Raw genomic sequence first — 22154 nt, 5'->3', positions numbered from 1 at the left:
TCGGCGCAAACCTAAGGCCGCAACTCAGCGGAGGCCGAGATGGACGACATGACCCATGTCGCGATACTGCTCGCGAAGGCAACCCCCGGGCTGCCCATCATCGGCACGGCCGCAGGCCGGGCCAAGGTGCTGGGCTACGACCCACTGGCGCTGAGCGGCATGCCGCTGTCGCTGCTGTGCCCGCTGCGCCAGCCAGACGGCCGGCCCTCGGCCGAGACGCTGGACGAGGTGCTGGCCCAGGTGCAGCTGGCGGGCGCCCTGAGCCTGCCGTGGAGCCTGCAGACCCGCACCGGCGAGACCCGGCCCCACGAGCTGCACCTGACGCTGACCGAGCGCGACGGAGAGACGCAGGTCGCCGTGTGCCTGGTGGACGTGAGCCGCATGCAGTTCGCCGAGGTACTCAACCAGGCGAAGAACGAGCTGCTGGAGATGGTGGCCACCGGCCAGCCGCTCACCCCGGTGCTGAACCGGCTGACGGCGCTCATCGAATCGCCGTTCGACGGCCTGTACTGCACCGTGCTACTGCTGGACCTGGAGGGCCGCCGCGTGCGCGTGGGCGCCGGGCCGCGCATGCCGGCCGGCTACATGCAGGCGCTGGAGGGCGCCGAGATCGGCCCAACAGCCGGCTCCTGCGGCACGGCCATGTTCGACGACCGCCTCGTCATCGTCGACAACATCGCCACTCACCCGCTGTGGACGCACTACCGAGACCTCGCGCTGCCCTATGGCTTCAAGGCCTGCTGGTCCGCCCCCATACACGGGCCCAGTCAAACCGTCATCGGCAGCTTCGCGATGTACTACCGCGAGGTGCGCCGGCCCACGCCAGAGGAACTCGCCGCGCTGAATGCGGCCACGCACCTGGCCGGCATCGCGATCGACCAAGAACGTCGCGCCGAGGAGCGCCGCCGCGCCGAGCAATGGCTGGAGGAGCAGGTGAACAAGCGCACCCGGGAGCTGCTGGCCGCACAGGACGAGCTGGTCAACAGCCGCAAGCTGGCGGCGCTAGGCCAGTTGCTCTCGGGCATTGCGCACGAGCTGAACACGCCGCTGGGCAATGCGCTGCTGAGTGCCAGCGCGCTGCACGCCAGCAGCGCTGGGCTTGCCGAGCGCATGGCCGACGGCGTGCCGCTGAAGCGCCAGGAACTGGTGAACTGGGTCGCGCAGACGCGCACCGGCACCGAACTCATCGAGCAGAACGTGGACCGTGCGCTGCGCCTGGTCAGCCGCTTCAAGCAGCTCACCGAGGGCAGCGGCCGCGCGGTGCGCTCGCGCTTCGACCTGCGCGAGGCCGTGCTGCAGGCCTGGGCGCGCGTGCGCACCCACCTCGATGTGGAGCGCGTGCGCCTGAGCTGCGAGCTACCCGAGGGTTTCATGCTCAACGGCTATGCCGACGTGCTGCAGCAAGTGCTGGAGCAGTTGCTGGAGAACGCCTGCGTGCACGCCTTCCGCGAGCAGGGCGGCCAGATCCGCGTGACGGCGCGCCGCACGGCCGGCGACCGGCTGACGCTGGAGGTGCGCGACGACGGCGCCGGCATGCCGGCCGCCGACCTGGCGCGCGCGTTCGAGCCGTTCTTCTCGACCACCTTCGGCCAGGGCGGCAGCGGCCTGGGGCTGTTCGTCGCGCACAGCCTCGTGCAGGGCATGCTGGGCGGCAACCTGGAGCTGGACAGCCAGCCGGGCAAGGGGACGACCGCCCGACTGGAGCTGCAACTGCAAGCCGACGCGGCCCTCGCCCTCGCGGCATGAAGCTTCGGGCCGAGCGCCGGGCCGCTCCCAAGCCGGCCCGTCCTGGCGATGTGCTCGCGGTTCGATGCCGCGAGCATCGCCGTCCCCGCGGGGGACCGGCCAAGGTACTCCTTGGACGAGGGGCGCCATCTAGCGGCGTATCGGCGAGCCGCCGCGCCACGCCGGGTCGCTCCAGCGCTGGAACGCACCCAGCAACGCCGGCTCGGGCGACTGCCGCTCCACGGCCAGCCCAGCCAGCGTGACAACCTCGAAGCTGCGGCGGTACTTGCCCTCGGCGCGGAACTCGCGGGCCACCAGCATCTGCGCGCCGCCCGGCACCCAGCCGGCAAACTCGGCCACGCCCAGGCCGGGCTGGGCCGGCGCGGGCGGCATGACCTCGATGCGCCAACCCTCGCGGTCCTTGATGAACAGCCACAGCTCGCGCCAGCCGTCCAGCGGCTGCACGGCCAGGGCCAGCGAGCGGCCCTCGCGGTTCAGCGAGGCGGAGGCCAGCGCCACCTGGCCGAAGCTGCAACGGCGCGCGGCCAGCTTGCCCGCTGCCTTCAGTTCCACACAGCGCTCGCCGTCGGCGCCGGGCTGCAGCGACAGCTGCACGGCGCCGAAGTCGCGCGCCGCGCCGCTCGTGCCCAGCCAGCGCGCGGCGTTCACGCGCATGGCGGCGTCGTTGTAGGCGGGCTGGTCGTCCTCGGTCAGCTCTGCGGCCGAGATGCCGGCGAACTCGGCCAGCGCCTGCGGCTGCACCCCGTCACCACGGCGGGCTTGCGCAAACGCCAGGCTGGCGGCGACGGACGCGCGGCGCATCAGCAGGCGGTTCCGCCAGTGCGGCGCCAACGTGGCCGCGTCCACCTGGGCCAGCACCTGCTGGCGCCACTGGTCGCGCGCCTCCTGCTCGCGCACGGTCGCGCGCGGGTTCAGGCAGTCGGGGCGCGTGATGGCCAGCGCCGCACGCACGCGCTGCTCCGGCGTGGCCGCAGTGGCCAGCAGGCGGCGGAAGGCCTCGCCGTCGTAGCAGACCTGCACACGGCCGTCCTCGCGGGTGTCGAACTGCTCGAACTTCAGGCCGTAGCGCGCGGCCACGTCCATCTGCATGGCCAGCTGGCCTTCGGCGGGCTTGGCGGCGGGCAGCGAAGCGCGGTCGGCGATGCGCTCGGCAAACGTGGCCATCGCATCCAGCGCCTCGGCGCCACCGGGGCCGGCGAACTCGGCGGGCGTCGCAGCCTGAACGTAGGCGGCGGCCAGGCCCAGGCCCAGCCCTTCGGTGCCGAACTGCTGACGCGCCAGGCGCAGTTGGGACAGCAGCTCGACAGACGCGCCCTCACCACGCGGCACCAGCAAGACCTGGCCCTTGCGCAGCCAGCCACCGCGCTCGCGGCGGTAGTCCCACACCTGCCAGTGGTCGCCGCGCTCGCCGCGGATCTCCAGCGCCTCGCCACGGCCCATCTGGGCCTGCAGCGAGGCCGTGTCGCGCGGCGCACCGCGCAACGGGGAGTCCTGCGACACGAGGCCGGCACGCGGGAAGTCCGCAGCCTCGGCCTTGGTGATGACCATGGCGGCCAAGGCGGCGGCGACAACGATCAGCGCAAAACGACGCATGGCGGCTTACTCCTGCTCCGGGTTGGCGGCGGCAGGCGCGGCCTTGTCAGGCGACACACCGGCGAGCAGCGCGCTGCCGATGAAGCCCCCGGAGCCCGGCGGCGCGATGATGACCTGGACCTTGTCCGAGAGCTTGTCGGCCATGGCCTTCTGCACCAGCAGCGGATGCTTGGTGAGCAGCGCGCCCTCGGTCGCCATCTGGCCGGCGTTGGCCTTGCCGGTCTGCGTGATGCGGTAGGCCTCGGCGTCGGCCAGCTTCTGGCGTGCTTCGGACTCAGCGGCGATCTCGATGCGACGCGCCTTGGCCTGCCCTTCGGCCTGCTGCACGCGCGCGGCGCTGTCGGCCTGCGCCTCCAGCGCGCGCTGCTCGATAAGCTTCTGCTTGAAGGGAAGCACATGTTTCATGGCCTCCTCCTGCGCCTTGGCCGCGATGATCTGCTCGCGCCCGGCGGCCTCGGCGGCGGTCTCGCGACGCAGCTTGTCGGCGGCGGCCTGGAACTCGGTCTCCTTGACACGCTTCTCGCTGATCTCCAGCGTGTAGCGCATGCGCTCGCTGGCCAGGCTGTCGGCCAGCAGGCGGTCCATGCCCTGGCGGTAGTCGGGCGGCAGGTCCACCGAGCCGATCTGCACGCCCTTGAGCAGGATGCCGTCAGCGGCCAGGCGGGCGCGCAGTTCCGCCTCCAGCGCGGTGGCGATCTCGGCGCGCTGGCTGGAGAAGATCTCGCGCACCGTGCGCATGGCGATCTGCTTGTAGACGACCGCCTGCACTGCCGGCGTGATGACATCGGCTTCGATGTCATCGGGCAGCTTGCGCGACAGTTCGGCCAGGCGCGTGGCATCGACCGTCCAGCGCACCGTCATGTCCAGGCCTAGCGACAGGCCCTCGACGGACTGCAGCGGCGACGGGCCATCGGCCTTGGCGATGGCCGTGGGGCGATAGCTCTGGTCGCGCAGCGGGAACAAGCGCACCTCGTGCAGGCCGGGGATGCGGATGAAGCTGCCGGTGCGGAACTCGGCCGTGCCACCGCTGAACTGGTTGGTTCGCACGGCGGCCTGGCCGTGGGGCACGGGCTGGACGGGCGGGCGGGTGACGAGGGCGTACCCGGCGGCGGTCACGGCCGTGACGATGAGCAGCGGCGGCAGCGCGCGGCGCAGCGAACGGGCAGCGCTGGGCGCCGCCGTGATCGTCGCGTCGATGCTGCGGCTGGCGCCACGGCGGAAGGCGTTTCGGAGGGAAGCGGCGAGGGTCTTGAGGCGTTGCAGCATGGTGGCTCCTTGGGGCCGGGTTGCATCGGCTTGATGCATGGCGCCATGGTTGCGATTGCTGCGGGAAGGGACGAGAGGGGGGCGGGGTGGGTGTCTTCCGAGTTGGCGGAAGGAATCTTCCGGGGGGTTCGTTGCTTTGGCTTGTCGCCGAGGCCCATGCCGGGAGTTCGCCCCCGCATGGGGCTCACGCGCCAACCCTACGCAGCCTTACAGGGCGAATCGCCCGAAAACCCGATTTGCACATTTACGCATCCCTGCGTAAAACCGGCCGGCGCCGCGCGCTACTGCGGCGCCACGCGGCGATAGGCCAGCTCGATGCCGTACTTGGCGTCAGCCGACACGAACTCCTCGGCGGTCAGTTTGACGATGCGGCGAATCTCAGTCCTGGCCAGCGGCGGCGCCCCGTCAGTCTGGGCCACAGGCAGGTAGCGCAATTCCAGCGTGCCGCCGTTCAATGTCCACACACCGCCCTCGGGCACGTAGCCAGCCCGCATGCCCCGCGCTTGCGAGTACCCGGTCAGCAGAAAGCTGCCATCGTTCGAGAAGGCCCAGGCGCTCGTTCTCTTGTCACCGAAGACCCCAACCGTGTGCTGCCATTGGCCGACCAGCAGCTCGCGCTGCTGCTGGTCGGGACGGGTCGCGCAAGACGCCATGAGCGCGGAGGCGACGAGCACGAGGACCGTGGAAGCGCGCATGAAAACTCACCCTGTTGCTGTTCAAAGCCGGCGGCATCTTAGGTCGCGCCGAGACGGCAAACCCAGCGAGTACCCACGCGGAAGATTCCTTCCACGCCCAAGCCGGCGCCGCTCCAGATAATCCCGCCATGCCCCGCATCGCCGTCATCGAAGACGACCCCACCACCAGCGAACAGCTGGCCGGCTGGATTCGCGCCGCCCGCCCCGAGCTAACGGTCGACCAGCACTTCGACCGCGACTCGGCAGAAGCCGCGCTGCTGCGCGAGCGCTACGACCTCGTCGTGCTGGACATCGAGCTGGGCCGCGAGCGCAATGCCGGCGTGGCGCTGATCAACGAGATCAACAAGCAGGGCCTGGGCACGCCGGTGCTGGTCGTGTCGGCCATGCCGGCAGCCATCTATCGCAGCATCATGAAGGCGCTGGACGCCTGGGACTACCTGCAGAAGACGACCTTCGACGAGGCAGAGTTCGTCGAGACCTTCCTGGACATCCTGCGCACTGCACGGCTGAAGGAGCCGGCCACGAAACCATCGGTGAAGGCCGATGACAGCCTGCAGCTCGACCCGCTCAAGCAACGCACGCCGATGTGGCGCGGCCAGCGCATCAACCTGCCGCTCACCGCCCAGCGCATCCTGGCGACGCTGCATGCGCGCACCGGCGAGGTGGTCAGTTATGAGGAGCTGTTCGACGTCGTGAAGAGTGGCCGCAACCGCGACAACGTGCGCAAGCATGTGGCCACCATCCGCGACGCCTTCCGCGATGTGGACCCGGCGTTCGACGGCATCGAAAACATCCCCATGCGCGGGTTCCGCTGGACTTCCGGCGGATGAAGCTCGGCCGCGTCGACTTCCCTTTGCCCGAGTTCGCCGACATGCCGCGCTTAGGCTTCGCGGCCTTTCGCAACCGCATCGTCTTCCACCTCGTCTTCATCGCGCTGGCGCTGGCCACGCTGGCGCTGGCCGTGGCGCTGCTGAACGAGGAGCGGCAACGCAATGCGCAGCGCTACGAGCAGACGTTTGCCAAGTCGCTGGCCGAGGTGGTGGCCCAGCTGCGTCACCCGTCCGGCCAGCTCGCGCTGCTGAACCCCGAGCCGCCACAGGTCGAACCCGGCTGGGTCGCGCCGCTGGTGCTGCCCTTCGGCGCCATCGACTTCGACGATGCGACCAAGGCGCAGCGTGCCATCGAGATGGCCGGCTGCTCGCTGCAATACCCCGGCGGCGCCGGCCTGTGCGTGGCCGTGGGCAGCAACGCCTATGCGGGCGGCTTCGTCTACCTGGTGGCCGGCGTGGATGCGCCACCGCTGGTCTCACGCGAGCGGGGCGCGCTGGACCTGGCCGACGTGCACCGCGTGCGCATCAGTCTGAAGCGCGACGGCGCCGAGCAGCATTGGCTGGCGCCGGTCGAGATGCTGGACACGCAACGCGGCCAGCTGCCGGGCTTCGTCGTCGAGGCCGACAGCACCGCCTCGCTGCCACGCAAGGCCCGCCCGCAGCGCGACTTTCGCGGCTGGGTCTGGCGCGAAGGGCCCTGCCTCGGCGACACGGGCGAGCCCTGCCCGCGCCGCACGACGCTGTCCATCCGCCTGCCCGTCGAGGCCTTCCGCGAGGCGCTGTTCCGCCCCGGCGGGCCGCAGTGGCCGCCCACCGATCTGGCGCGCACCGGCCTTCGCCTGGCGCTGCTGGGGCCGGGCGGCGCCACGCTGTTCGACAGCGCCACGCCAGGCGCACAGCCGCCGCTGACGCTGGCGCGCCTGTCCGGCCCCCTGTCGCCGGGTGAGACGCTGACCATCACCCGGGGCAGCACGGTCGTCGCGCTGCTGCAGGGCGCCGACGACACGACAGCGCCGCCCTCGCCCTGGCTGACGGCGCTGATCCAGCACCTGCCCGCGCCCGCCACACCGCGCACGCTGCGCGCGACCGACACGGTGACGACGCCGGCCGGCCGCTTCGACGTGACGCTCACCGGCGACCTGCAGGGGCTGGACCGCAGCTTGAGCGCCAGCGCGGCCCGCCTGGCCTGGCCGGTGGGCGCGATGCTGGCGGCGCTGGGCCTGGCCTGGCTCATCATCGAGATCGGCCTGATCCGCCGTGTTGCCAGGCTGACGAAACGCGCCGCCGCGCTGTCGCACCAGCTGCAGCAGCCCGAGCGCTTCGAGCTGGGCACGCTGGACGTGGCCGACCTGCGCGGCCGCGACGAGCTGGGCATCCTGGCGGGCAGCCTGGCCGATCTGCTGCAGCACGCCCGCGACAGCCTGCGCCGCGAGCAGCTGCGCGCCGAGCGCGAGCACGACCAATGGCACGCCGTGGGCCACGAGATCATGTCGCCACTGCAGTCGCTGATGCTGCTGCACGGATCGGAAGCCGATCCGAGTCACCGTTATGTGCAGCGCATGCAGCAAGCCGTGAAGGTGCTGTACGGCCAGGCCTCACCCAGCGAAGCGCTGGCCGCCGCGACGCTGGCGGTGGGGCGACTGGACCTGGATGCCTTCCTGCGCGGCGTGGCCGAGAACGCGGTCTATGCGGGCATTGCGGGCGTGGCCTACACGCCTGCGCCTGAGCCGGTGTGGGTGCAGGCGGACGAGTACCCGCTGGAGGACGCCATCACCCATGTGCTGACCAATGCCGACCGCTACCGCGTTGCCGGCACGGCCATCACGTTGGCGCTGCGGGTGGAGGACGAGCTGGCGGCGGTCGACATCCACAACCAGGGGCAGCAGATCGCCGAGGATTTTCTCGCAAGCATCTTTGACTACGGCGTTAGCGATGCCGAGCCCGAGGACGGCGTGCGGCGCGGGCAGGGCTTGTTCGTGGCCAAGACGTATCTGGCAAAGATGGGCGGCCGCATCGCGGCGAGGAACGTGGGCGACGGGGTGGTGTTCGAGATCGGGTTGCGGCGCAGCTAGCGGCCGCTGCGGCGATCAGCCCGGGACACGCACCAGCTCGACGCTGTCGACACGCTCCAGGTCGCCCGCCGCGCTGCGGCGCTCGCTGCTGACCTGCAGTGGCCAGGCCGTCTCGGCATCGACAACGTAGTCGCCACGCTCGTCGAAGTCGAAGCCTGCCAGCGCGGCGTCCATCTGCAGCGCCTCCTGGCCCTCGGTCTGCGCCGCGTCCATGATGGGCTGCAGTTCGGCGGCCAGCGTGCGGGCAGTACTTTGCCGGTCCACCACCATCAGCCAGCCCAGGGACACGCGGCGCGCGTCGGCGCTGCGCACGTTGAAACGCGCGAGCATGGGGATCTCGCCCGTGCCCAGCGGCGACGGCACCCCGCCGCGCAGCTCCAGCGGCTCGCCGACGCGGTAGTCCCGCCCCACGGCGCCAAGCAGCAGCTTGGGCTGCTTCAGCAACTGCTGACCGAGGAAGTCGGGGTTGTCCACGAACTGCCGCATCGCGGCACGGATCTGCGGCATCTGCGGCGCGTTCCCGGGGTCCAGGGCCATCTGGGCAAGCTGCCCTTCGACCGTGGCCTCCATGCGAGCGCGCATTGCCTCGGGATCGGCCAGGCCGTGGAAATCGCCCTGCGCGCTGATGAAGAAGTCAATGGCGACGCGGTCCCATGGGTCCGCCAGCGCGCTGGACGGCACCGGGGGTTCCAGAAGCTCGCTGTCCATTTCCATCCAGCGCAGCCGCCAGCCGTCGCCGTGGGGCGCCACCACCTCTAGCCGCACGCGCGAGCGCGCATGCCGCGACACGGCGCCCTGCCGGCGCTGCAGCGTGGTCATCATGTACTCGTGACCCTGGCCGGCCTGAAACTGCGGTGTCAGCGTGAATGCGTCGGGGCCATGCGCCTGCGCCACACGGAAGATGGGCAGGCCCGCGACCAGGCCCAGCAGGGCGCGGCGGGTGGAGGACAGCAGGCTCATCGTGACGGCGCGGCAGAACAAGGGCGCCCATTCTGGGCCCGCACGATGCCGCCGACATCGGCCATGGCGACGGCCAGCGCAACCTTAGCCGCCGCGCCGCACCCGCTCCAGCAAGCTCCGCGCTGCCAGCTCCGACGCCAGCGACATTTCCAGCGGCGCACGCACCAACCCGGCGTGGCCGTATTGCAGGTTCTCGTAGATCTCGGCGGCGGCGGGGAAATGGTCGAGCAGGCCGGACAAGGCATCGTGGCCCTGGTGCTGGCTCAGCTCGGCACCGAGCTTCTCGGCCAGCAGGCGGTATTGATGCGGGTCCACCGCCCGGTGCTCGACACCTTCGAGCAGTTGAGCAAGGCGCACGAGCGACAGCAGTTCGTTGGGGACGGCGAGGCGGACGACGGAAGACACCGGCAGACTCCTTGAAACGCGATGAGGTGCACATGCTGCCGGGCAAGGCCAATTCAAGGGGCATGCCTGTGACGGTTTGCACGCGCCGCCGACCAGCACAATGGCCGCCATGAGCGCCGACCTCGAATGCCAGCGCTGCGGCGCCTGCTGTGCGGTGTACCGCGTGTCCTTCTACTGGGCCGAGGCCGACGACGCCCCCGGCGGCACGGTGCCCGTGGCGTTGACGCGGCCCGTCGGCACGCTGCACCGCTGCATGGCTGGCACCGAGGCGCGGCCGGTGCGTTGCGTGGCGCTGCAGGGCGAGGTGGGGCAAGCGGTCGGCTGCAGCATCTACGAGCTGCGCTCCAGCACCTGCCGCAGCGTGCAGCCGGGCGACGAGCAATGCCTGAAGGCGCGTGCCGCACACGGGCTTGAAACACCGGCCCCCGCCGCCACATCGACGGGCCCTGCAGCTGTTTCGGCCTGACGATGAAATCCCTCGGCAAACGCGCCACCGGCCTCCGCCTCGAACGCATGCGGGGCTCAAAGCTGTACCGCGTGACCGACACCGGCGAGGGCTTTCGCAACCTGCACCCCATCCAGCCGGGCCTGCGCGACAGCACCGAGCGGCCGTCCATCGGCGACTTCATCTGCGCGGACGGTCGCCGCACGCCGGCCAGTGCGCTGCCCTCGGTCAACCCGCTGGACGCCTGGCTCAAGCCCACCGATACCGGCCTGCGCGCGACCTGGCTCGGCCACTCGACGGTGATGATCGAGATCGACGGCCTGCGCGTGTTGACCGACCCCGTCTGGGGCAAGCGCGCATCTCCGTCGCAGCTGGCCGGGCCCAAGCGCTTCCAGCCTGTGCCGCTGGCGTTGAAGGCGCTGCCGAAGCTTGACGCCGTCGTCATCTCGCACGACCACTACGACCACCTCGACATCGGCACCATCAAGGAACTGGTGAAGCTGCAGCACGTGCCCTTCATCACGTCGCTCGGCGTGGGCGCCCACCTCGAATCGTGGGGAGTTCCACCCGAGCGCATCGTCGAGCTGGACTGGTGGGAGCACTGGCAGGCGCCGGGCGCCGAGCTGCGCATCCACGCCACGCCGTCGCAACACTTCTCGGGCCGCTCGCTGACCGACCGCAACGCGACGCTGTGGTCGTCCATCGTCATCGAGACGCCGAAGCACCGCGTGTTCTTCAGCGGCGACACGGGGCTGACGAGCGAGTACGCGGCCATCCGCGAGCGCTTCGGGCCGTTCGACCTCGTCATGCTGGAGGTGGGCGCCTTCCACCCGTCTTGGGGCGACATCCACCTCGGGCCGGAGAACGCGCTGAAGGCGCTGCAGTTCCTCGGCGGCGGCGCCTTCCTGCCGGTGCACTGGGGCACCTTCGCACTGGCGCTGCACGACTGGGACCAGCCGGCGGAGACGCTGCTGGAACTGGCGCCGCAGCAGGGCGCACAGTTGCTGATGCCAAGGCTGGGTGAGGCCGTCGAGCCGGCGCATGGCGACGCGGTGACGCCGTGGTGGCGGGCGGCGGACGTGCCATCGGTCAAGCGCGCGAAGCCGGTTGAGCCGGAGGATGCAAGCAAGATGCCCAAGGCGATGCCTTGGCCCCTGGATTGAGCGGCGATGAACCTCGTCCTTGAGAAGACTTCCCAGGTCGCCTGGTTCACGGACGTGCGTGCAATGCTGCAGGCGCTGGGCCTGTCCGCCTCCGAGTTCAGTTGGCACGTGTCGGACGTCGAGACCAACCGTCACCCCAACAACGAGCCTGAAGGCTGGTGGACCGGCGCGGCGCTTGAGCGACTGCTGTCACAGGATGGCCTGCAGTTCATCTGGGGCGTCTTCAGTGCCTTCCCGCTGGGCACCCGTTTCGACGTGACCGAGCCCCCTTTTGCGGATGGCAACCAACGCCTATGGACCGGCAGTGCAGCCTTGAAGCCCCAGCTGGACGGCGCCTTGTTCGAGATCGTCTGCTGGGACAGCTCGGCCACTTTGCTGATCGGCATCAGCGCGGAACAAGCAGCACGTTTCGGCCAGACGTATCCGGATGCGAAGCTACTGGTTTCGGGTAGCTGACGCTCAACGCCAGCGGCGCCTCGCCCACCTGCCGAATGTCCACCAAAGTGCCTTGCGCGGCGTCTAACGCCCGAACCAGCCCAACGGGTTGAGGAAGGTGATGCGCAGCTTGCCGTCCACCACTTGCACGGAGCGCAGGGCGAGCTTGGCCAGGGCGCCATGCTTGCCATCTGCGTTCAGCGTGTAGATCGGCACATTGCGCAGGATGGCCGCCATGGCCTTGGGCCCGCGCACGCGCACCACCTCGTCGAAGTCCGGCGCGTTGCCCGCCATCTGGAACTCCGTCACCTGCACGTCGTCCAGGTAGAAGCTGCCCGTGCCTTGTTCGTAGCGCGGCCTGCCGGTGAATGTCGTCGTGCCGGGCATCTTGCGCTTGCCCAGCGTGGCGACGAACTGGGCGGTGAAGCCGACGCGGTCCGGGCCCGCATCCAGCCGCACCTTGGGCTCGCGCAGTTCCAGGCAGGCGAACAGGCACTTCTCCGCCGGGAACCTGGGGTCCAGCTGCGCCTGGATCTCCTGCTTCGACAGGTCGATGGAGATCTCGGGGCTGAAGGTGATGACGGCCCACCAGGCGGCCGGGATGGCGAGCGCCAGCAGCAGGGCGACGACGACGAGGCGGCGCTTCAGCATGTCGTGAATGTGGGGGGTGGGATCGACTGAGCCCAGGCTTCGGCCAGGCATTGATGGAAGACTTCGTCGAGCTTGGGCAGCACGTCGACCCGGTCGGGCGACTTGGGGCTGAAGCCTTCCAGCCGCGCAAGTTCGGCTTCGATGAAGGCGTCGATGCTCCGTACCGGCGCCGCCAGGCCCAGCTCCTGTGCGGCGCGCTTGCGCGCCAGCAGCGCGTGGATATCGGCCAGCAGGGCCGGCTGGTCGTCGATCAAATGCAGCAGCTTGCCGAACTCGATGGGCGCGGCCGCGCCATAGCGCTCCAGCCAGCGCACCGACAGCAACGGCCGCAGCACGTAGAAGTACTTCTTGAGCGGCACCTGCTCGGCCTTCAGGTAGCCGCGGTAGTTGGTCTTGGCCATGCTGCGGTAATGGTGCACGCCGCTGACACAGGAGTACACGTCCGGCAGCAGCTGCCGCGCGCAGGTCGCAAAGCTGCCCAGCTCCGCGTAAAGGATGGGCGACTGGACCCACTCGACGAAAGCGGGATTGGACTTCCAGAACAGCCGCAGCGCCTTGCGCAGATCCCAGCCGTTCAGGTCGATGTCGTCGACGATGGGGTATTCGATGACATCGCGCTTCTCCTCAAGCCCGACCGACAGATACCAGTCGCGGCGATGGATGTAGATGAAGCGCGCGTCGTAGTCGCTGTTGACCGACTCGAAGCCCCAGGCGCGACTGCCGGACTCGACGGCCAGCAGCACCTTGACATCGTGCTCCGCTTCGGCACGGCGGATGCGTTCGAGGATTTCGGCTCTGATGGGGGCTGGGATCATGGTTGAAAGACGGGCGGCGGTATCCGACGGAAAAGGCTTGCGGGCATTCTGCCGACGCTTGGGGCCGGTGCCAGGCCAGGTACATCACCAGCCCCACAATCGCGCCGCCGAGTTTTCGCCCGCTTCACATGGAAATCGACTCGCCCCTGATGCTTTGCGCCGTGGCCATCGGCGCCGCGCAAGTCGTGGATTGCGGCCTGCTTCGTTCGGGCAGGCAAAACAGCATGACGGTCATCGCCTTCTCCTTCATCGAATGGGTGTGGGGCGGGTTGTGCGCCTATCTGCTCATCAGCAAGCCGGAGGGCTTTCCGCTGTGGATTGCCGGCGCCTTCGTGGCCTACCTCGTTGCGTGGCTGCTCTACATGGTCGTGCAGGCGAAGCATGGCCGCGCGATGGAAGGTTTCGTGCTGTCCCGCTCGGAGGCGCTGGTTGGCGGCCTCTTCGGCGCGTTCTACGCCGCCGCGTCCTTTGCCACCTGGGCCGGCTCCAGCGCCTAACGAAGCAGGCGGCCCGCCTGTGTTCCACTTCCGCCGTGAACCCAGAAGTCCCCTCATCGCCGGCCATCAAGCCGGCAAAGCCGCCCGCGCCGGCCTTCCCCCTCCCGCAACCCAGCCACGCCGCCCGCTTCCCAGCCGGCCTGGCGCCTGAAGACTGGGCGCGCATCCGCCAGGCGGCGCATGCGCTGCCCCAGGTGCTGACGCCGGACGACCTCGACGACGGCAGCGACGACGCGCTGGACCGCATGGGCTGCATCCAGATCTCCCGCGCCGCCGGCGGTGGCCGGCCGGCGCGCTGGATACTGCCGGCGCACATCGCCGTCGCGCTCGCGCAGCTGGAAGCCACACCGCAGACCAACACGCTGCGCCCGCAATTGCAGCAGCGCCTGCAGCAGCTCGAAAGCCAGGGCCTGCGCCGCGAGGGCCTGGTGTTCACCCGGCTGTGCGTGCACCCGATCATGCTGGCGCACGAGGGCTGGCGCATCGACCTGTCGCACCGCGTGCCGGTGCCGGAAGGCCCGGTGTGGGCCTTCTTCCGCGATGGCGATGCCGCTGCGCTGCGCCACAACCTTGGCCAGGCGCCGGAGTATTCGTACACCGCCGAGCTGACGCTGCACCTGAACCACCTCGTCGCGCGCAGCGAGGCGCTGGGCGACGCCTTCCAGCTGGCCTCGCTGCTGCCGCGCCTGCAGGCCGAGTGCGGCGTGCCCATGCCCTACGACGACCTGAAGGCCGCGCTGACCCGCGCCCAGGACCGCTGGGAGCAGCAGGTCGAGGAGCAGAGCACCCTCGCCAGCCTGGGCCGCGAGCTGGCCTTCCAGGGCTACCCGGACAGCTTCGACGCGGCACGCAAGCTGGGCCGCAAGGTGACGCTGTACCTGGGCCCGCCCAACAGCGGCAAGACGTACTCGGCCTTCGAGCGGCTGGCGCAGGCGCTGGACGGCGCCTACCTCGCGCCGCTGCGGCTGCTGGCACTCGAAGGCCGCGACCGCCTCGTCGGCCGGGGCGTGCCCTGCTCGCTGCTGACGGGTGAAGAGAACGTGCCGGCCAACGGCGCGCGCGTCGTGAGCAGCACCATCGAGATGGTCAACACGCGCGACACCATCGACGTGGCCGTCATCGACGAAGCGCAGATGATCTTCGACGATTCGCGCGGCTGGGCGTGGACGCAGGCCATCGTCGGCGTGCCGGCGCGCGAGCTGATCATCATTGCGTCGGCCTACGCGGCGCCCGCCATCGAGCGGCTGCTGCAGCTGTGCGGCGAGAAGCCCGAGAAGCGCGTGTTCGAGCGCAAGCAGCAGGTGCAGCTGATGCCCGCGCCGGTGCCGATGACACAGCTGAAATCGGGCGACGCGGTGGTGGCCTTCAGCCGCCGCGACGTGCTGATGCTGCGCGACCAGATCTCGCAGAACGGCCACGCGGTCAGCGTCATCTACGGTGCGCTGCCACCCGAGGTGCGCCGCCGCGAGGCCGAGCGCTTCGCGGTCGGCGCCAGCCAGGTGCTGGTGGCGACGGACGCCATCGGCATGGGCCTGAACCTGCCCATCCGCCGCGTTCTGTTCTCGACGCTGACCAAGTTCGACGGCGTCGGCGACCGCGAGCTGAGCGTCAGCGAGGTGCACCAGATCGCCGGCCGCGCGGGCCGCTACGGCATGCATGACGAGGGCTTCGTCAGCGTGCTGAAGGAGGCCGAGGCCGACGCGATGAAGACGCTGCGCGAGTTGTTGCCCAAGGAGCCGCGCGCGCCGCGCGACTTCAAGTGCCCGGTGGCGCCCAACTGGCGCCATGTGCAGACGATCTCCCAGCGCCTGGGCGTGAGCAGCCTGCACCAGGTGCTGACCGTCTTCATGCAGCAGCTGCGCCTGGACGACGCGCACTTCGAGGTGGCCGAGCTGGAGCAGATGCTGGGCCTGGCCGAGATGCTGGACCGCCAAGCCGGTTCACTGCCGTTGCAGGAGCGCTTCCGCTACGCGCAGGCACCGGTGGACGACCGGCTGCCGCAGGTGGTGGAGCAGTTCCAGGCCTGGGCCGCCAGCCACGCCCGCACCGGCAAGGCCGGCACGCCCTGGTTCCTGGACGACGTCGACGAACACAGCCGCCTGGACCGCATGGAGCAGGCGCTGCGGCAGTGCACGCTGTGGCTGTGGCTGGATTTGCGCTTCCCGGAGGTGTTCGGGCATGTCGAGGCAGTCATTGACCTGCGCTCGCGGTTGAACGACGGGATTGAGCGGCATCTGAAGGGGAAGAAGCCGTTGTGGCAGCGGCGGGGGCGTTAGGCTTCGCGCGATGAAACGAACCGTCGTCATCACTGCCTGGGCCTTTGTTGCCGTTGGGTGTGCCTCCACGCCCATGAAAGACCCCGGCCTGACAGCCGAGGCGGACCGCAGCGAACAGCGCGCCATCGCCGCTCAGAAGGACGGGATGCGCGAGGTGGCCCGCCTGCAGGATGCACGCGCCGACCGGCTGCGCGCGCAAGCCGGCAACCAAAGCCTCGGTGACGTGATCGCTTCAACGTTGATAAATCTGCTGTCCGGCGGTTCGACGAAAGAGCCGGAACGCCATCGTTGAGCCCTGATCCACCGCTGGAGCAGCAAGCCGTTGTGGCAGCTGCTGGCTCGTTAGCACTGGTTAGCATGCGCGGTCGCCGGACGGAGATCGCCCATGAAGTTGCTGTCGCTACTCACTCTGCTGCTGTGCACCACTGTCGCCACTGCGCAGACGTTGCCCAAGGCCAGCCGCACGGTCTACAAGTGCGAGGAAGGCGGCAAGGTCAACTACTCCGACTCGCCCTGCCTGGGCGCCACGAAGGTGGATGTCGAGCCAACGCGCGGCCTGAACAAGTCCAGCGGCCGGGAGTTGCAAGGGCAGGATGTTCGCAACGAACGCTTGCGAGAAGGCATGGCCGAGGCCATCAAGCCCTTGACGGGCATGAACGCCCAGCAGGTCGATCAGTTCGGGCGACGACAGCGCCTGAGCCCTGAGGCCCAGCGGCAATGTCGAGCCCTGGACCGCGAGCTGCCCATGGCCGAAGCGGCCGAGGACGCAGCCAAGGTCGGTGCCGAACTGAAGGCAGCACAGAAGCGGCTGCTCGACGCGCGCACGGCCTATCGCAAGTTGGGTTGCGACTGACGCTGACGCGGGGCCCACAGCTAGCATGCCGCCATGAGCCCCGCCGAGCATCCCGATGACGTCACCCCGCCGCTCCAAGGTGCTGCTGCCGGCTGGCGGTTGCGCATGTACACGGTCATCTTCGAAGCCGACACGCGCGCCGGGCGGGCGTTCGACCTCGCACTGATCGGCCTCATCCTCGCCAGCGTGGCGGTGGTCGTGCTGGACAGCATGGCCGCCGTGCACGCCCGCTGGGGCAGCGTGTTCACGGTGCTGGAATGGACCTTCACGCTGATCTTCACCGTGGAGTACGTGGCCCGGCTGTCCTGCGTGCGGCAGCCACTGCGCTATGCGCGCAGCCCCTTCGGCATCATCGACCTGGTGGCCGTGCTGCCCACCTACCTGGCCATCCTGGTGCCGGGGCTGCATGCGCTCATCGATGTGCGCGTGCTGCGGCTGCTGCGGCTGTTCCGCATCCTCAAGCTGGGCGCCTATGTGGCGGAGTTCGCCATGCTGGGCCGCGCGCTGGCGGCGTCGCGGCGCAAGATCCTCGTGTTCATGTCCTTCGTGCTGATGGTGGTCACCATCATGGGCACGCTGATGTACGTCGTCGAAGGGCCGGCGCATGGCTTCACCAGCATCCCGGTGGGCGTGTACTGGGCCATCACGACGATGACGACGGTGGGCTTTGGCGACATCACGCCCAAGACCGACCTGGGCCGCGTCATCGCGTCGCTCATGATGCTGCTGGGCTGGGGCACGCTGGCCGTGCCGACGGGCATCGTCAGCGCCGAGTTCACCGCGCAGCGCATGGGCCGCACGCCCACCACGCGCACCTGCCACGAGTGCCTGAGCGAAGGGCATGCGCCCGATGCCCGCTTCTGCCGCGACTGCGGTGCGCCGCTGCCGGCGTGGCAGAACGACCATGGGCACCAGGCACCGGCATCCGGGCGGGGCGGGTCATGACCCGCCGTTTGGCGGCAACACCCCGTCCCTCACTGCTGGCGTCCGCACCGAAACGGCGGGTCGCGACCCGCCCTAGCGCCGCACCACCCCCAACGCGATCAGGTCCCGCGCCGTCGCCACGATGGCCTCGCGCGGCGGCCTCGGCGCCCAGCCCAGCACCTCGCGCGCATGCGTTGAATCCTGGTGCCTCACCGTCCCCAGCTCGCTCGCCGCCGCGCGCACCGTCGGGCTGACCTGGGCCAGCATCCGCACGGCCCAGTCGGGCAGTTGACGGGTCGGCACGCGCCGGGCGTGCTCGCCAAGTTCGGCACGCAGCACGGCCGCGATCTCGCGCAGCCAGTGGAAGCCGCCGCAGGCGATGAAGCGCTCGCCGGCCATGTCGGGTGCGGTGAGCGCGCGCCAGTGCAGCTCGGCCACGTCGCGCACGTCGACGATACCGAAGCCGATGCGGGGCAGGGCGAGGATGCGGCCCTCCAGCAGGCTGCGCACGAGGACGACGCTGGCCGAGTAGTCGGCGCTGGCCACGGGGCCTAACACGACAGATGGGTTGACCGTGCAGAACGCCAGCCCGCCACCCTCGCGCGCCACCCAGTCGCGCGCGGCGCGTTCGGCCACGGTCTTGGACTGCACATAGGCCGGGATGCCCGGCACCTCCAGCCGCGTCCAGTCACGCTCGGTGAAGCGGTGCTCGCCGGGGCCGTGGCCGTAGGCGATGGCCGCGACGGAGGAGGTCATCACCACCCGCTGCACACCCGCGTCCCGCGCGGCCTTCAGCGCCCGCAGCGCGCCGTCGCGGGCGGGGACGATCAGCTCGTTGGCATCACGCGGCACGCCGGCCGGCAGCGGCGACGCGAGGTGGGCCAGATGGCTGCAACCGGCCGCCGCCTCGGCCCAGCCGGCGTCGTGCAGCAGGTCGGCGGCGAAGCAGCGCAATTGATCGCGCGCCTCGCCTGCGTGCGCGCCGAGCAGCTGGCGCAGTGCCGGCTCGCGGGCCAGGTCGCGCACGGTGGTGTTGACATGCCAGCCGGCGGCGAGCAGCTGGCGGATCAGCACGCCGGCGATGTAGCCGCTGCCGCCGGTGACGAGGATGCGCGGGGTGGAGGCCATGCGGCGGATTGTGGAGCGCGCACTACCCGGCGCCGGGCGTTGACACGCCCAGCGAGCGCGTCAGCGCCGCCATCACGGCTTGGTAGCGGGCCCGCACCTCGGCCTTGTCGGCGGCCTGGCCGGGCGCCGAGAAGTTGGCCATCCAGCCCTCATCCCATGTGTAGCCGCAGTCAACGCGGCGGTCGCCGTCGGGGCCCCAGATCAGCGCCCGCAGCCGCGCGTCATGGCCCGGCGCGGTGTAGGTATCGAACAGCACGTGGATGTAGTCCTGGTAGGCGTCGTAGACCTCCGCGTCGAAGACATGGCGGTAGATGTTGAGCGTGCGGTCCAGCTCGCGCTTGGCCTGGATGGCATCGGCGGGCGAGACGGTCTTCCAATAGCCCACCCAGGTGAAGAAGCACAGCAGCTTGTTGAGCCGCGGTGCGATCTCGTCGTAGATGGCCAGACGCTTCTCGATGAGCTTCTGGTTGGTCCAGTTGCTCAGGTCCAGCCTTTTTAGCTGGCGGCTGAACAGCCAGCCCAGCAGGGCCACGGACAGCGGCGTCAGCACGCCGACGACGAGCTTGGCGATTTCGAGCGTGGGCCAGGTTGCCATGGGGCGTGCTCCTTTCGGTGGGGTGAGGCCAGCCTAGGAGCGCCGCCACGCCGCCGCAATCCCTTGGCGGTGCCTGCCTACACTCGGTTGATGATCACCGTCCACCACCTCAACAACTCCCGCTCGCAGCGCGTGCTCTGGCTGCTCGAAGAGCTGGGCCTGCCCTACGAGATCCAGCACTACCAGCGCGACAGCAAGACCTCGCTGGCGCCAGCAGAGCTGCGCAAGGTCCACCCCTTGGGCAAGAGCCCCGTCATCACCGAGGGCGGGCTGACGGTGGCCGAGAGCGGCGCCATCCTGGAGTACCTGGTGGAGCGCCACGGCCAGGGGCGGCTCAAGCCCACGGGCGAGCAGGAGCTGCTGAACTACCGCTACTTCATGCACTTTGCCGAGGGCTCGGCCATGCCGCCGCTGGTGATGAAGCTGGTGTTCAACAAGATCAAGCGCGCGCCCATGCCCTTCTTCGTCAAGCCCATCGCCAAGGGCATTGCCGACAAGGTGCTCTCCAGCTTCGTGCAGCCCAACATCGACGCGCAGCTGAAGTTCCTCGAAGGCGAACTGAGCGCCCGGCCGTGGTTTGCCGGCGCGGAGTTCTCGGCGGCGGATGTGCAGATGAGCTTCCCGCTGGAAGCGGCCGCCGCGCGGGGCGGGTCCATCGACAAGTACCCCAAGCTCAAGGACTTCCTGGCCCGCATCCATGCGCGGCCGGCGTACAAGCAGGCACTGGAGCGCGGCGGGCCTTACGACCTGATGAGCTGACGCGCAGCGCTTGCGCCGCATACTCTGACCCACGGCGGCGCCCAGCCGCCCGTTCCCGTCTTGCCCCGCCGGCCTGTCGCCTGGCCGCTGTGACCCAGCGGCGCTGACCTCCCCGTGTCGCATTGCGATCACCCTGGAGGGCCCATGCCCGGCTACGACATCAAGGTTCAGACACTGTCCATCGCTGGCGCGGCGGACCTGCGGGTCCGCTCCCTGCTCGACAACGACCAGTTTGCCGACGCCGCCGGTGCGGCCTCCGCGTTGGGCATTTCGTCGGCGCAATGGCCGCTGTTCGGCCAGGTCTGGCCCTCCGGCCTGCACCTGGCGGCCGCGATGGCGGTGCGGCCCCTGACGGCGGGCGAGCGCATCCTGGAGATCGGCTGCGGCCTGGCGCTGGCCAGCCTGGTGTGCCACCGACGCGGCGCCGAGGTCACGGCCAGCGACATCCACCCGCTGGCCGCAGCCTTCCTGCTGGAGAACCTGCGCCTGAACGACTTGGCGCCGATGCGCTACTGCCATGGCGACTGGAGCGAGGACGCGGTGGCCTCGGAAGGTGGCGCGCCCCAAGTGCAGGGCCGCTTCGACCTCATCATCGGCAGCGACGTGCTCTATGAGCGTGACGACGGTGGCGCGCTGGCGGCCTTCATCGAGAAGCATGCGCTGCCACGCAGCGAGCTGCTCATCGTCGATCCCAACCGCGGCAATCGGTCCGCGTTCGGCAAGCGGATGGCGGCGCTGGGGTTCGACTTCAGCGAGGTTCTGCTGAGTGCCGAAGTGGGGCGGCCGGACTATCGGGGCCGGCTGATGCGCTTAGTTCGCGGCTGACGCCTCAACTGGCCACACGGCCCCAGGTCGTGGGTTCGGACACCCGGCCGCTGAAGTCCATCCAGCGCGCGCTGGCCACGTCGTACAGCTTGCAGCGCCGGGCCGTCTGCGCATACCAGCGCCATGAAAAGCGCTGCACGATGATGCGGCCCGGCAGCGCAGTTTCGAGCAGGGCCTGCGCCTGCTTGAGCTTGTACAGCGGGATGCTCATGTCCACGTGATGGGCGGTGTGCTCCATGATGTGGTGCAGCAGGCCGCCGATCTTCAACGGGAAGGTCAGGTGCACGGTGGTCGACACGAACGGGTCGCTGGCCGACCACTGCGCCTTGTCCTCATGCCAGCGCACCTCGGTATGGGTGTGGTGCACGTAGATGACGAAACCGATCATCGCGTTCCAGAACGCGAACGGCACGGCAAAGCCCAGTGCAACCAGCGCCCACGCCGACTGGCCGGTGGCCTGCGCCGCCCACACCAGGGTGGCAATCCACACCACGCCCGCCGTGACGGCGAGCAGGCCATCGGCCACGAACAGGCCACGGCGCGCCGGCATGTAGCGCTTGCTGGGGAACAGCATGCGCAGCCACCACATCTCTATGAAGTAGTACAGGCCGGGCGCCCAGCCGCTGCGGTAGACGCGCTCCAGCAGGCGGCGGGCCGGCGTCAGCGCGGCGTATTCCGCTGGGGTGAGCGGTTGCCAGACGAAGTCCTTGCCCTTGAGGTTGGTGAAGCCGTGATGCATCACGTTGTGCCCCACTTCCCACAGGCTGTAGGGCGTCAGCGAAGGCAGGAAGGCGATGCGGCCGAGCCAGCGGTTGAGCCGGCGGTGCGGCGTGTAGCTCTGGTGGCAGGCGTCGTGACCAATGATGAAGAGGCGGCCGATGACGAAGCCCGCCGCCAGCGCCACGGGCAGCTTCATCCACCACGCCGGCAACAGCACCACGCCGGCAATCGCGGCGACAAAGAGCGCCAAGTCCAGCAGCAGCAGCGCCACGGCGCGCAGGGTCTGCGGTTGCGAGATGGGGGTCAGCCAGGAGCGGATCTCCTTGCGCGCGGGCATGCGGGCGGCGCGGTCGATGACGGGGACTGCTGCGGGCTGGGATCGAGAAGACGGGGACGAGGACGACGGCAAGGCTTGACTCATGGGGACGCTGTCTATGGACGCGTGCGATGCTAGTCAGCCGGCGATGCGAAGGGTTTGCGATGGGTCAAGGACTGGGCGAT

At 69.7% G+C, this 22154-nt stretch carries 23 protein-coding genes; 13 read left to right on the top strand and 10 right to left on the bottom strand.

All coding sequences use genetic code 11. The features are described 5' to 3' along the window. Positions 1–39 precede the first annotated feature (39 nt). The gene (locus tag ACG00Y_RS10255) at positions 40–1746 is read left to right on the top strand and encodes an ATP-binding protein (RefSeq protein WP_394478445.1); all 1707 of its coding nucleotides are present in this window, start codon (positions 40–42) and stop codon (positions 1744–1746) included. A 129-nt stretch (positions 1747–1875) separates the two neighbouring features. Here the strand turns inward: ACG00Y_RS10255 and ACG00Y_RS10250 are convergent, their stop codons facing one another. The 3 genes from ACG00Y_RS10250 to ACG00Y_RS10240 all read right to left on the bottom strand — a co-directional run bounded on the left by ACG00Y_RS10250 (position 1876) and on the right by ACG00Y_RS10240 (position 5300). After that, positions 1876–3339, bottom strand: a complete 1464-nt coding sequence (locus tag ACG00Y_RS10250; protein WP_394478443.1) for a hypothetical protein — start codon at positions 3337–3339, stop codon at positions 1876–1878. Between the two features lie 6 nt (positions 3340–3345). Continuing rightward, complete coding sequence (locus tag ACG00Y_RS10245) at positions 3346–4605, bottom strand: SPFH domain-containing protein (RefSeq protein WP_394478441.1); 1260 nt, start codon at positions 4603–4605, stop codon at positions 3346–3348. 281 nt (positions 4606–4886) lie between these two features. Beyond that, entirely contained in the window at positions 4887–5300 is a 414-nt protein-coding gene (locus ACG00Y_RS10240; RefSeq protein WP_394478439.1) for a hypothetical protein, read from the bottom strand. Positions 5301–5428: 128 nt separating this feature from the next. On the opposite strand from ACG00Y_RS10240, the gene ACG00Y_RS10235 reads away from it, so the two are divergent. Further along, the gene (locus ACG00Y_RS10235; RefSeq protein ID WP_394478437.1) at positions 5429–6130 is read left to right on the top strand and encodes a response regulator transcription factor; all 702 of its coding nucleotides are present in this window, start codon (positions 5429–5431) and stop codon (positions 6128–6130) included. Further along, on the top strand, positions 6127–8202 hold the full coding sequence (locus tag ACG00Y_RS10230; protein ID WP_394478435.1) for a sensor histidine kinase: 2076 nt from the start codon (positions 6127–6129) through the stop codon (positions 8200–8202). Before ACG00Y_RS10235 ends, ACG00Y_RS10230 begins: the two co-directional genes overlap by 4 nt. A 15-nt stretch (positions 8203–8217) precedes the next feature. On the opposite strand, the gene ACG00Y_RS10225 is transcribed toward ACG00Y_RS10230, so the two are convergent. Next, complete coding sequence (locus ACG00Y_RS10225; RefSeq protein ID WP_394478433.1) at positions 8218–9162, bottom strand: hypothetical protein; 945 nt, start codon at positions 9160–9162, stop codon at positions 8218–8220. Positions 9163–9246: 84 nt separating this feature from the next. Further along, complete coding sequence (locus tag ACG00Y_RS10220; RefSeq protein WP_394478431.1) at positions 9247–9567, bottom strand: hypothetical protein; 321 nt, start codon at positions 9565–9567, stop codon at positions 9247–9249. A gap of 109 nt (positions 9568–9676) precedes the next feature. Here ACG00Y_RS10220 and ACG00Y_RS10215 point away from each other — a divergent pair, with 109 nt between their 5' ends. From ACG00Y_RS10215 to ACG00Y_RS10205, 3 genes are read left to right on the top strand one after another with little or no spacing between them, the layout of a single operon-like run. Continuing rightward, a complete protein-coding gene (locus ACG00Y_RS10215; RefSeq protein WP_394478430.1) occupies positions 9677–10033 on the top strand; it encodes a YkgJ family cysteine cluster protein in 357 nt (118 codons plus the stop codon). Positions 10034–10035: 2 nt separating this feature from the next. Further along, positions 10036–11175: an MBL fold metallo-hydrolase gene (locus tag ACG00Y_RS10210; RefSeq protein ID WP_394478428.1), complete on the top strand. Its 1140-nt coding sequence runs from the start codon at positions 10036–10038 to the stop codon at positions 11173–11175. A 6-nt stretch (positions 11176–11181) separates the two neighbouring features. Then, on the top strand, positions 11182–11631 hold the full coding sequence (locus ACG00Y_RS10205; RefSeq protein ID WP_394478427.1) for a hypothetical protein: 450 nt from the start codon (positions 11182–11184) through the stop codon (positions 11629–11631). Between the two features lie 63 nt (positions 11632–11694). Here ACG00Y_RS10205 and ACG00Y_RS10200 read toward each other — a convergent pair whose 3' ends face one another. Both ACG00Y_RS10200 and ACG00Y_RS10195 read right to left on the bottom strand, forming a co-directional pair. Then, the gene (locus ACG00Y_RS10200) at positions 11695–12261 is read right to left on the bottom strand and encodes a DUF1439 domain-containing protein (RefSeq protein WP_394478425.1); all 567 of its coding nucleotides are present in this window, start codon (positions 12259–12261) and stop codon (positions 11695–11697) included. Continuing rightward, on the bottom strand, positions 12255–13076 hold the full coding sequence (locus ACG00Y_RS10195; protein ID WP_394478423.1) for a nucleotidyltransferase domain-containing protein: 822 nt from the start codon (positions 13074–13076) through the stop codon (positions 12255–12257). The genes ACG00Y_RS10200 and ACG00Y_RS10195 overlap by 7 nt, the downstream gene beginning before the upstream one ends. Before the next feature lie 224 nt (positions 13077–13300). Here ACG00Y_RS10195 and ACG00Y_RS10190 point away from each other — a divergent pair, with 224 nt between their 5' ends. The 5 genes from ACG00Y_RS10190 (at position 13301) to ACG00Y_RS10170 (ending at position 17647) form a co-directional block, all read left to right on the top strand. Then, on the top strand, positions 13301–13573 hold the full coding sequence (locus ACG00Y_RS10190; protein WP_394478421.1) for a hypothetical protein: 273 nt from the start codon (positions 13301–13303) through the stop codon (positions 13571–13573). Positions 13574–13608: 35 nt separating this feature from the next. After that, positions 13609–15849: a helicase-related protein gene (locus ACG00Y_RS10185; RefSeq protein ID WP_394478419.1), complete on the top strand. Its 2241-nt coding sequence runs from the start codon at positions 13609–13611 to the stop codon at positions 15847–15849. Between the two features lie 10 nt (positions 15850–15859). After that, positions 15860–16141, top strand: coding sequence for a hypothetical protein (locus ACG00Y_RS10180; protein ID WP_394478417.1), 282 nt, complete (start codon positions 15860–15862; stop codon positions 16139–16141). A 93-nt stretch (positions 16142–16234) separates the two neighbouring features. After that, on the top strand, positions 16235–16702 hold the full coding sequence (locus tag ACG00Y_RS10175; protein WP_394478415.1) for a DUF4124 domain-containing protein: 468 nt from the start codon (positions 16235–16237) through the stop codon (positions 16700–16702). 33 nt (positions 16703–16735) lie between these two features. Next, a complete protein-coding gene (locus ACG00Y_RS10170) occupies positions 16736–17647 on the top strand; it encodes an ion transporter (RefSeq protein ID WP_394478414.1) in 912 nt (303 codons plus the stop codon). 72 nt (positions 17648–17719) lie between these two features. Here the strand turns inward: ACG00Y_RS10170 and ACG00Y_RS10165 are convergent, their stop codons facing one another. Together ACG00Y_RS10165 and ACG00Y_RS10160 are read right to left on the bottom strand one after the other, a co-directional pair. Next, entirely contained in the window at positions 17720–18754 is a 1035-nt protein-coding gene (locus ACG00Y_RS10165) for an NAD-dependent epimerase/dehydratase family protein (protein WP_394478412.1), read from the bottom strand. 22 nt (positions 18755–18776) lie between these two features. Further along, entirely contained in the window at positions 18777–19349 is a 573-nt protein-coding gene (locus ACG00Y_RS10160) for a hypothetical protein (protein ID WP_394478410.1), read from the bottom strand. Positions 19350–19439: 90 nt separating this feature from the next. Here ACG00Y_RS10160 and ACG00Y_RS10155 point away from each other — a divergent pair, with 90 nt between their 5' ends. Both ACG00Y_RS10155 and ACG00Y_RS10150 read left to right on the top strand, forming a co-directional pair. Further along, positions 19440–20108, top strand: a complete 669-nt coding sequence (locus tag ACG00Y_RS10155; protein ID WP_394478408.1) for a glutathione S-transferase family protein — start codon at positions 19440–19442, stop codon at positions 20106–20108. 144 nt (positions 20109–20252) lie between these two features. After that, entirely contained in the window at positions 20253–20933 is a 681-nt protein-coding gene (locus ACG00Y_RS10150; protein ID WP_394478406.1) for a class I SAM-dependent methyltransferase, read from the top strand. Between the two features lie 4 nt (positions 20934–20937). On the opposite strand, the gene ACG00Y_RS10145 is transcribed toward ACG00Y_RS10150, so the two are convergent. After that, complete coding sequence (locus tag ACG00Y_RS10145; RefSeq protein ID WP_394478404.1) at positions 20938–22074, bottom strand: fatty acid desaturase; 1137 nt, start codon at positions 22072–22074, stop codon at positions 20938–20940. Positions 22075–22154 lie beyond the last annotated feature (80 nt).

Source organism: Pelomonas parva (assembly GCF_043555835.1).
GTDB lineage: Bacteria > Pseudomonadota > Gammaproteobacteria > Burkholderiales > Burkholderiaceae_C > Pelomonas > Pelomonas parva.
Note: the sequence above shows the minus strand (reverse complement) of the source record. Positions and strands in the feature narration are given on the sequence as shown.